Raw genomic sequence first — 9,278 nt, 5'->3', positions numbered from 1 at the left:
ACAACATGAAGTACCGAGACAATATGTCGGCCAAGGAGCTTGACGCTTACTTTGAAAATTGCATCCAAGAATGGGAAGTAGCTATCGAAGAAGCGAAAAGTAATCCAACGAAAGCTAAATGGAGCCTAGAAGAGGCGCAAGATGGCCTTATCTACGCAAAGAAGTTACGCGCTGAAAAGCAATGGGATAGAAAGCAGGGCCAGAAGCAACTTTGGATTTTCATTCTTATCATGCTCGGCGCCGGTATATATAGCATAATTCACTCGCCTTAAAAGGCATTGATAGGTCTAGGCGGTACATACAACTGCACTAGTATGGCAGGTATTTCTAGCGGCCACTCTGAATTGTAGTAGTTCAGACTTGATCTGACAGTTACCGGTTTTTCATAAGGTATTCTGTCAGGTCATGTTCTGTTTCTAAACTTCCCATCCAGATCTTTTGGCCATCCTCGAGCGTATGCATCGGAGTTCGGCCGCAGAATTTCTTGCCCTGATGAGTCCGGCGATAATTGAAGTACGCGAGTTATTCCTCCAGATCCGGCTATAATTCTTCGATCGAAGCATATACCTTGCGCCGTAGTGGTAGCTGGTAGAACTTCTGTAAAATCGTTTTATGGGAGCGCTCAGAGATGCTGGTTTCGCGGGTGGCGAGCGCTCGTCTTCATGTGCTCGATTTCACTCACGCTCAATTACAACTGACAGTCGTGCTGCTCGAGCTTGCCGCAGCACCTTGGGCCAAGATCAGCCAGCATGCGTCGTACATGCAGCTCCTGAGCGGCATAGAACAGCCTTACTTAGTCATTCAATAGACCAGCCCGGCCTTGCGTTTAATGATGCGATCGTTTGTATGGATCATGGGGTTTACACCTAGGTTTTTATTTTAGCTTCAGCAACCTTCATCAAAGCTAGCAAACCTCTTCTTTTCAAATGGAGGTGTCAGACTTGGCCTAAACTAATCCAAATTAATTCACAGCTATTGGTGAAAATATCAACTTCACTCCCAAGCTATATTATTTCAAATAAATGTGCTTATCTTGACTTATCAAGTAAGAACGCCAAACACCTCTACCCTTCCCTTCTGAAAACATGCTTAGTTCAACGTCGTCGGCAGAGACTGCCTCACCTAAACTAACTGCTGTATTTTCAATAAACCGGCAAAATTTTTCATAAACAATTGAGGTATTTTTATCAGATACATGTGCTTGAATTTCACCTGACCCTTTCACTTGCTTATTCATTCGAATATCGTGCTGCCCATGAAGTAAATTAAAGGAACGAGCAGTCCATTGATCCATTATGTAACCGCGGTTTTTCGGCTTAGACAAAAAGTATATTATTTTAGTAAAGTAAGCTGGCCCCATTCCCGGTAAATTTCGATTTTTTCTTAGACGCGAAAACGCTTCGTATGCTTCCTTTCTTGATATACATCCATCAAGAATATTCTCAGCTACGGCTTTCCAGCCAAGCCAATTGCTAAATGCGCTACAACAGTGTTTTCTATTCATCCCGCCCCAAGCACAAATCAAAATACAGCTATTCAAAAGAGTACTCGAGGAGTTTTTTACATAGTCAAAAACTTGCTTACGGCTCAGTGCTGCATTAGGAAAAGCATCAACATCAATTTGCAACCCCAAACTACTCAAGTCACTCGCATATTTTCTTATATTGCAACCTGTCCATGACTCCTCTTCAGCACTCAGTATATTTTCAAACAAGACTTCCAAGTGCTGTTCAGTAGTTCTTGAAGTAGCATGGCATACACAAGTCTTCTCGTTTGACTCATTAGCAGACTCTTCCCGGTTTAAGTTAGCTCTTATGTATTTGCCGTAATATGTGCTAGCTCCAGCCTCTGTCATTCCAAGGCTTCCAATCAATAGCTCAAGAAAATCCTGCCTAGAAAAGGCTGGGTTATCAGACGCCATATTTTTTGCTATTACAGATTTTTTCAAGCCTGAACTCAATTGATATTTGTACTTTTCTGTTAACTTTGCCACAACCACCTACTATTTAATGATTTCTTGCCAAGCTTCTTTAACCAGCATTGCTGCCGAAGCTCTGAGCATTTCAGCCTCAATGCATCCCTTAGTGCCAGCTCGAAGACAACAGCGTAAATTTCAAAAAAAGATACCCAGCACGGTAAGTCGGCCGGGGATTACATTCTAAAATTACTTAATTTACCCACGATTCATAGATCATCACCATCGCAAGCGTATCCAGCTCACAATACTTTAGTAGCGCACTTCGCAACTGCTCTCTCTCATAATCACTCATTTCAGTGAACTGAATCCGAGCATAAGCCGTTAGCGCCGCTCCACCATTGGCGAGGCTATCGCCCTCCGACAGCAACTCATCGATATTCTCAGGCACATCCTCGAACATCTTGGGAAGAAGCTTGTACGGGTCGCGTACCTGACCATGTTCCACCTGGATCCACTGCCAGTTTTGGAAATTGAAGCTGGGGATTCCGCCTGTCGCACCATAGTTGGGCTGGCCGTATTTTTCCTGTAAGAAGGCAGAGTGATTCAACACGGCCGGTAGTACGTGCTTGATCGAATTGGAGCCCCTGGTTTGCGGGTAGTAGGCATAGCGCTTGACCAGCTCTAGCAGGTCGACCATATCCCGCGGGCCGCACCAAGTGAGTTCGCTGTCGTCCTTGGAATGAGAGATGGACTCAATAAATGCACACAGCTCTTTTACCTCTTCCTGCGGCAGGTCGCTGTCGCGCAGCTGGCTGTGGATGAGGTTGAGGAAGCTGTTTTCATGCGCCGCATAGCGGAAGATGGTGCCGCTGTCACCTTCCAGCGCCTGCTTCAGGGCGCGGATAAAATCGAAGCTGGGGAAGTGCCCGGGCTCGGTGTCTAGGAACTGGTGGGCGTGTACCACCGAGCCGTCCTTGTGGACAACATGGTGGGAGAACTGGAAGGCCACGCCTTCGTAGGGACGGCGGCCGCTAGTGAAGGGCAGAGCAGCAGTGATGGTTTCGAAGTCGATAAAGTGCAGGGGGTAGGTCCAACCCTGCATCTCCGCACGCAGGCCGTCGATATCGATCTCCGGGGTGGCATCACCTTTCTGTATCTTGCTCACCTGCAGCCATTGGCGTTCACTGTTGGACATGCCCGGCTTGTCTCCTGGCGCGGGACTGATATCAGTCTCTTCCAGATCGATCATTTTGGCCTTGCCCTGGGCTAGCAGCTTGTCGGCTTTGCGGAAGTTGGCGATTTCGAGTACCAACGGGTCCTCGAAGTCCTGATCTTGCCATCCCATGGCCTCCTTCCAACATTCGCGGAAGCCGCTTTGCAGACCATTGGACTCATCTTCCAGGGTGCAGCGGAATTCGCACTTCTTACAATGAGCGCCAATGCACCCGCGCAGGCACTCGTTCCGCTGAAGCGCATCGGCGGCAGTGGCGATATAGCCCTCGAATGTATGGCCGTGGTACTCGCCCTTTGTGCGTATATAGTCCAACGGCTCGCTAGCATCGATTTTGGCCAGCAGCTCGACGGCCAGGTCTTCTTTGCTCAGCTCAGGGGAGACGATTACGCTGTGGTCGCCGGCCACCCGGAACTTGCTGTTCAGACCATCGGTGGCAGCGCGTGCTCGTTTGTTCGCCAGCATCAGGTAGCTGTCGATATTGCGCGTGTTCAGTGCTTTTTCGAGCACCACTTTCTGGAAGGCAACGTCGCACAGGTAAGGTTCCCAGTCCTTGACGATGCCTTCGCCACGCTTTTTCATGAAGTGAAGGTCGAGAGGGTCGCAGGACTTGGCCTTGACCTCGATCAGCTGGTAACGGCCAGCGTCCTTGACCAGGATATCCACCCGCACCAGCAAATGGCCGTGCTGGATAGCGGCCTCGAAAATGGTGACTTGATCCCGCTGCAACAGCTCCTGGGTGCGCACCAGAGCTTCGTCTGGAGATATTCCGGCGAGGTCTTCCCCACCGGGGAAATAGCACTTAGCCAGCGCGCCCACCTGGTGGCCCCCCTTGGCCAGCTCAGCCAAGAAATCATCTTCCAGGCTCTGATTGGCATAACTGGATTGTTCTGCGTAAAACAGTTTGGCGGGGCATTCCAGGGCGCGCTTGAAGCGCGATTTGGTCAGCAATGCCGGACGCTGGGGAGCTGTGGAACTCTGGGGCATGCAACTTCCTTATCTCTGGTTTTTGAAGTTCTTATCGAGTGCTTTTATTGTGGTACCGCCAGTTCACCCAATATAAGTGTGAACTGGCGCACAAATCAACGATTAACAGGCAGCTACTTCCGGGTGGCCGAAATCGATATAGGCGTGGGCTGAAGCGGCGCGGATATCCCAGAGAAAGTCACCGTGGAACGACATTCCCTTGCGCACATAATGGAACTGCTCTTTGCAGTAGATACTGGCCGTCGGCGGGTTGCGGTACCCGTCGTCGTCATCGAAAAAGCCATACTGGGTGTAGATCCGGTAGGGGCGTGGTTTATCTTCAGGCCGCCAGGGCAGGCCAAGTGGCCGAGTGCCCTCACTTATCACTGAGGGCAATAGCAGCACCTCGTCGCCTTCAAAGAAATCTTCAAAAATCGGCATATTGCTGTGCTGGCCAGTGGGCACTCCCCGGAAAGAGGCATCCACCCCCGTAAAGACGAGTTCGAGCGCGAGCTCGCCCTTGTACGGTATGTTCAGCGGGTAGCAGCCATTGAGCAGGCAGTTTTCTGCCTTGGCATAGACGAAGATCGTCATGTCGTCGCCGTTGCGGTAGTACTCCGCTGCCACCGCATCCCGAATGACGATATTGCGGAACAACAGTGCTTCGGGCAGGCATTCGCGCTGTTTAACCTGCATAGGCTTGCTCCTTGCATTCAGCCTGGCTGTAGCGGCTGTGGTCGCGGGTGTTCTTTTTCTGCAGGTTGCGCACCAGCGCATCTGTGAGGTCTATTCCCTGCTGGTTCGCAATACAAGCGAGAACAAACATCACATCCGCCAGTTCATCGGCCAGCGCCCGCTGGAAATTGGCAGGCTCCTCACCGGCCTTGTAGCGCTGCTCGCCGTACTGGCGGCACAGCAGGCGGTTTACCTCGCCCACCTCTTCCGACAGCATGCAGCCGTTGGTCAGCGGCTCAAAGTATTGGCTGCCCACACCGGCAATCCATTGGTCCACCGACTCTAGATAGCCGCTCAAGGGGAGATCTTTCTGCGGGATGGCTTTCTTCATGATGCGCGCTCCTTTTCCTTGCGGCTGGCTTAGCGGTAGAACAGGCTGGACAGGTGGTTGCCCTGACCAAGCGGCTGCCCCTTATTGTCGAAGGTACGGCCTCCTGGACCGAAATTGGGTATGTACCAGCCAAGCACATTGCCGCCAGCGCGGTAGGCAAGTATGTGGCCAGTGGACGGGTCTGACTGGATCCAGCCCAACAGCTGGCCCTTGGGGTCACGGAGGATTTTGCGATTCATTTGGTGTCTCCCGATTTGACATATCCAGAGTACAAGGAGAACCTACGGATGTAATCGTAGGTTCACTTTCTGGGTTGCGGGACAGGAATCCTAATAAGGCACGGCGGATTTGAGGGGACGGGAGAATGGACAAGAGAGCGGAATTCGATGAGGAGGCCAAGTACAAGTTACTGTGGATGCTTTTCAGGGCTGATAGCACAAAAGGACTTAGACTCAGTAAAGCCCTTGAAGAGATCATGTCTCCTGCAAGCCTCTCCAGTGTTAGCAGCCGCCGCCTTCTTAAGGATCAAGCCGAGGCCTTTCTGCGGCAGTACAATAGCGAGCATGGCTGCGTCGTGTGTGTAAATGACTGGGGTGAATACGACGAAGAAATTGAGCCGATCTCCAAGGAACAAAAGGCAGAACAGAAAAAAAACGAAGTCGGCAGTAAAAAGAATAAAAATGAAAAAGGTCTACATCGACCGGGAAAAGTACGCCGCTACAAGTTAACTGAGGAACCCGAGATATTGCACCCCCGCAGCCTGCGCCTTCACTTGCTACTGGTAGGAAAGTTCAACGAGTTCTTTCTCCCAAAGAATGAACGCAAGGCTTTGGTTAGCCTAATCAAATCCACCACTACCAACCAGAAAATAGATAATCTCGTTAAGAGGTTACGATACTCTGCCCGTTATCCGGGGATATTCCCGAATACCGATACTCATCGATTACGCCTACACGAGCAAGTGGCATTGCGGGCAATTGAGGAAGGAATGGGTTTCCCGGCACGTTATCAGGATGGTCTCAAGACCATCTATTTTCCGGTGCGGCTAGTACGCCGTGAGCAGGTCAGTTACCTCGCATGTACCACCGAAGAGCACGCTGGCATCTATGAAGAGATGGCCCTGCATCGCTTCAGTATCGATATTGATATCGCAGGCAGCGTTGATGATTTCACCCTTTATAAAAGTAAAAAATTCATAGACTATACCAATCCGGCGGTCAAGCCACGTATCCCCGGCAACTGGGGCGAACTGGAGCGCCTTGAACTGGAAGTAGAAGGCCCCGTTGCGATTCATCTATCAGAAATGCGGTTTCATCCCGAAGAAGAGAAAAAACACCTAACGGAACATAAATTTCTACAGCATGGAGCCGTGCCGCGGGTGCTACTCCGTATCCATAAGCTCTGGTACAACTATGAATTCAAGACCTGGCTACTGGGCCTTGGGGCGGCACTCAAGGCGGTGCGGGCAGTGCCGGCATTCGGCCATGAGCAGGTTGACCCTCTGGCAGACTTGACGCAAGATATTCGCAACCAATACGCGAGCCTCGTGCAGGCTAAGCATTTAAGTTGTAGTGGCACATTACCGGCATCTGCGGATGGAGATAATACGTGGGCATAGTGCCTTCTTTTTCCGGCAGCCGACCCACATTCATTTGGCATTCTCTAGTGAAAAAGGAGAGCCGCCATCTACCTCCCCGATAACCATATAACCTTGCTTTTCTGCCTCATCATCAGGATTTCCAGGCCAAGCCACGCAAGCTCCCTGACGCGCCAGGTCATTTAACTCTGAGGCGCTATGAGCGAGGTGCACATTTCTCCGACAGTCGCTGCAATAGCGAATACTCTCTTTATCGGTTTTGGATAAATCTTGCCAATGCTGTGGGCATTGGAACTTCCACTTAACTTGTTCGCACGCAATGAAATAGCGCTGGTGCTGCATTGCCCGCCCTCCTTAATAACTGGATGTCAATATGGCATTACCCGATTTTTGCGTAAGTAACCAACCCCCTAGCATTCGGCAGCCAGTTTCCGCGCGCTTAAGCAGCGCTATCATTGGCCTCTCGGCGCCAGCGGGAGAGAATCGGGATTCATACTGAGTTCCAGAGCCTTTTTCCGGCTAGTCACGCCTAGATGGCAAGTCTACTCGTCGGCCTCACGCTTGAACTCGGGGCTCTACTTCCTGCGCTTGGACTGATCAGACCTTTGGCACACGATACCTCTTTTTAGAAGTCTTCGTAGTTGCGGGGTAGCTCCTCGCTCATAATCATCCATGTCCGTAGGGTGAATCTTTCCGTATGCAGCCAGAACCGCACCGCCATTAGCTAGACTGCTGCTTTCCGACAGTAGTTCATAGATGATTTCCGGCATATATTCAAACATGCGGGGTAAAAATGGGGTAGTGTTCCTGAATCTGGCCGTCTGCCCTTACCACCCTCAAGGCATTACTGAAGCTGATCGGCCAGCTACGACGGGAAGTTCTTTAGAAGATGTATAGCTTCATGCCAGAGAGAGGCGATAGCTAGATGGCGAGTACTGATTTTGCGGAAGTTGTGGAGCCTTGGCTCAAGGAATTGAAGGAGGATTCAAAGCGCCCGCCCCTGCCGGACGATCTGGAGACTACAACTTTTCCCCTTGGCGGCGCAGATATTGAGGGAGAAATCTTTGAAATCAATACTGAGTCCTCACCTTTTCCCGATGGAGCATTGGCTGAAGAAGATATCGAAGCTGGACGTAAGGCATACCGGGAGAGTGGTATTGATGTTCTGGCGTTCTATAAGTCCTTTCGTTTTCGAGATCGGCCGCCCTTTCGAGGCAGATGGGGAATTTTTCTGATTGACGCGGGTATTGGCGCGATTGAAGCAGAATATGTAGCGGCGGCAGGTCTTCCGCAGGATGAGTTGCGTAAACTGGCGATCGATACCCTTGTTGCACACGAGCGCTATCACTTCTGGATAGATGTGTGGGCGCTTGGGCAGGAAGTATTGCCTACCTGTAATCAAATCAAGCGCTACGAGTATTATCTGGATCGTCGCCGCATTGTTTGTTTAACCCCCTACGATTACGAAGAAAGCCTTGCGAATCACTATGCTTACTCGCGACTGCGATCTCGAAAGTTAAGTGATGGCAGCAGGGCGGGCCGACTGATCAAAACTTTATTTCAGGAAAGTCCACCGCCTTATAGCGATTTCACTTTTAACCCTCGAGAACGAGCGAAAAGGGAAGGTTGGTTAGCAGCGGCTGTCGTAAATGGCCTGGATGCCCTCACCGCAAAGCCGCTCATAGCGAGAGGCGGTAGTGCGGAGATTGGCCCCAGCATTCGGCCGGTGTACGCGCGTCATCCTGCGGTCGGTCATCAGAAATGTCCTATATACGTTTTGAAGACAACGGGTTACGCAGAGCGAATTCAGCCTTTTCAGGGGCCGCAGCTCAAGGAGTTTCGGCATTTCATCGAGCGATACCTCGGGGGTGAAAAAGAGCCCCGGTCAGACCATGAATATTACAAAATCGACAACGGAGAGAAAGTGAAATTTCCGAATCCGCATGACAAGGAGGTACGGGGTTACGAATTGAAGGGCACCTTGCTTAAAGCCGGGATGACCCAGTCGGAGTTCAGGCAAGCCCGGAGGGCAACGCGCAACTGGACAAAAGACTGTCCGCGCAGTGAACCGAAGCCCCCGCTGGGGGGGTGATGGCATGGCCTTCACCGATATTAATAGTGAAGATCGGTTGGTACTGAAGACCTTCGCAGACCACCTGAAGGACGTGCTCGGCGGGGACAGAATCTATGCCTGAAATCAGGAAACCTTGGGCCCGGACGGACGCTGGGGCGACTCGATCAGAAATAGGCGCTGCTCACCCGCGAGCTGTATATGGTGATTACCAGCTTCAACCCGAAGTAGCCTGAGAAGGCGATCGCTGATGCCATTGAAAAGCTAACCCGGCAGGATTTCAGCTGCTCAGCGCTACAGCACAACCAGGGGTTCTACCGCTCGCTCCGCAATCCGGTGCCGATCTCCTCTACAGATCACGATGGTCAAAAACTTCAAACCTTTGCGCGAGTTTTCGGCAAGGCACTGGAGGGACCACTCAAGGAGTAT

At 51.1% G+C, this 9,278-nt stretch carries 9 protein-coding genes; 3 read left to right on the top strand and 6 right to left on the bottom strand.

Translation table 11 applies throughout. The features are described 5' to 3' along the window. Positions 1 to 5: 5 nt before the first annotated feature. A complete protein-coding gene (locus tag GTQ55_RS01390; RefSeq protein ID WP_161857109.1) occupies positions 6 to 272 on the top strand; it encodes a hypothetical protein in 267 nt (88 codons plus the stop codon). Positions 273 to 1,009: 737 nt separating this feature from the next. Here GTQ55_RS01390 and GTQ55_RS01385 read toward each other — a convergent pair. The 5 genes from GTQ55_RS01385 to GTQ55_RS01365 all read right to left on the bottom strand — a co-directional run bounded on the left by GTQ55_RS01385 (position 1,010) and on the right by GTQ55_RS01365 (position 5,420). Beyond that, positions 1,010 to 1,993, bottom strand: a complete 984-nt coding sequence (locus GTQ55_RS01385; protein WP_161857108.1) for an 8-oxoguanine DNA glycosylase OGG fold protein — start codon at positions 1,991 to 1,993, stop codon at positions 1,010 to 1,012. Between the two features lie 175 nt (positions 1,994 to 2,168). After that, positions 2,169 to 4,136 (bottom strand): DUF2779 domain-containing protein, encoded by a 1,968-nt coding sequence (locus GTQ55_RS01380; protein ID WP_161857107.1) that lies wholly within the window; start codon positions 4,134 to 4,136, stop codon positions 2,169 to 2,171. Between the two features lie 102 nt (positions 4,137 to 4,238). Beyond that, the gene (locus tag GTQ55_RS01375; protein WP_161857106.1) at positions 4,239 to 4,811 is read right to left on the bottom strand and encodes a hypothetical protein; all 573 of its coding nucleotides are present in this window, start codon (positions 4,809 to 4,811) and stop codon (positions 4,239 to 4,241) included. Beyond that, entirely contained in the window at positions 4,801 to 5,181 is a 381-nt protein-coding gene (locus GTQ55_RS01370; RefSeq protein ID WP_161857105.1) for a nucleotide pyrophosphohydrolase, read from the bottom strand. The genes GTQ55_RS01375 and GTQ55_RS01370 overlap by 11 nt, the downstream gene beginning before the upstream one ends. Positions 5,182 to 5,210: 29 nt before the next feature. After that, the gene (locus GTQ55_RS01365; protein ID WP_161857104.1) at positions 5,211 to 5,420 is read right to left on the bottom strand and encodes a hypothetical protein; all 210 of its coding nucleotides are present in this window, start codon (positions 5,418 to 5,420) and stop codon (positions 5,211 to 5,213) included. A gap of 125 nt (positions 5,421 to 5,545) precedes the next feature. Here GTQ55_RS01365 and GTQ55_RS01360 point away from each other — a divergent pair, with 125 nt between their 5' ends. Beyond that, positions 5,546 to 6,799 (top strand): hypothetical protein, encoded by a 1,254-nt coding sequence (locus GTQ55_RS01360; protein WP_161857103.1) that lies wholly within the window; start codon positions 5,546 to 5,548, stop codon positions 6,797 to 6,799. Positions 6,800 to 6,829: 30 nt separating this feature from the next. On the opposite strand, the gene GTQ55_RS01355 is transcribed toward GTQ55_RS01360, so the two are convergent. Next, a complete protein-coding gene (locus tag GTQ55_RS01355) occupies positions 6,830 to 7,120 on the bottom strand; it encodes a hypothetical protein (RefSeq protein ID WP_161857102.1) in 291 nt (96 codons plus the stop codon). A 583-nt stretch (positions 7,121 to 7,703) separates the two neighbouring features. On the opposite strand from GTQ55_RS01355, the gene GTQ55_RS01350 reads away from it, so the two are divergent. Continuing rightward, positions 7,704 to 8,870: a hypothetical protein gene (locus GTQ55_RS01350; protein WP_161857101.1), complete on the top strand. Its 1,167-nt coding sequence runs from the start codon at positions 7,704 to 7,706 to the stop codon at positions 8,868 to 8,870. Positions 8,871 to 9,278: the final 408 nt, after the last annotated feature.

This window comes from Microbulbifer hydrolyticus, assembly GCF_009931115.1.
Lineage (GTDB): Bacteria > Pseudomonadota > Gammaproteobacteria > Pseudomonadales > Cellvibrionaceae > Microbulbifer > Microbulbifer hydrolyticus.
This window is presented reverse-complemented; position numbering and strand designations above follow the sequence as displayed.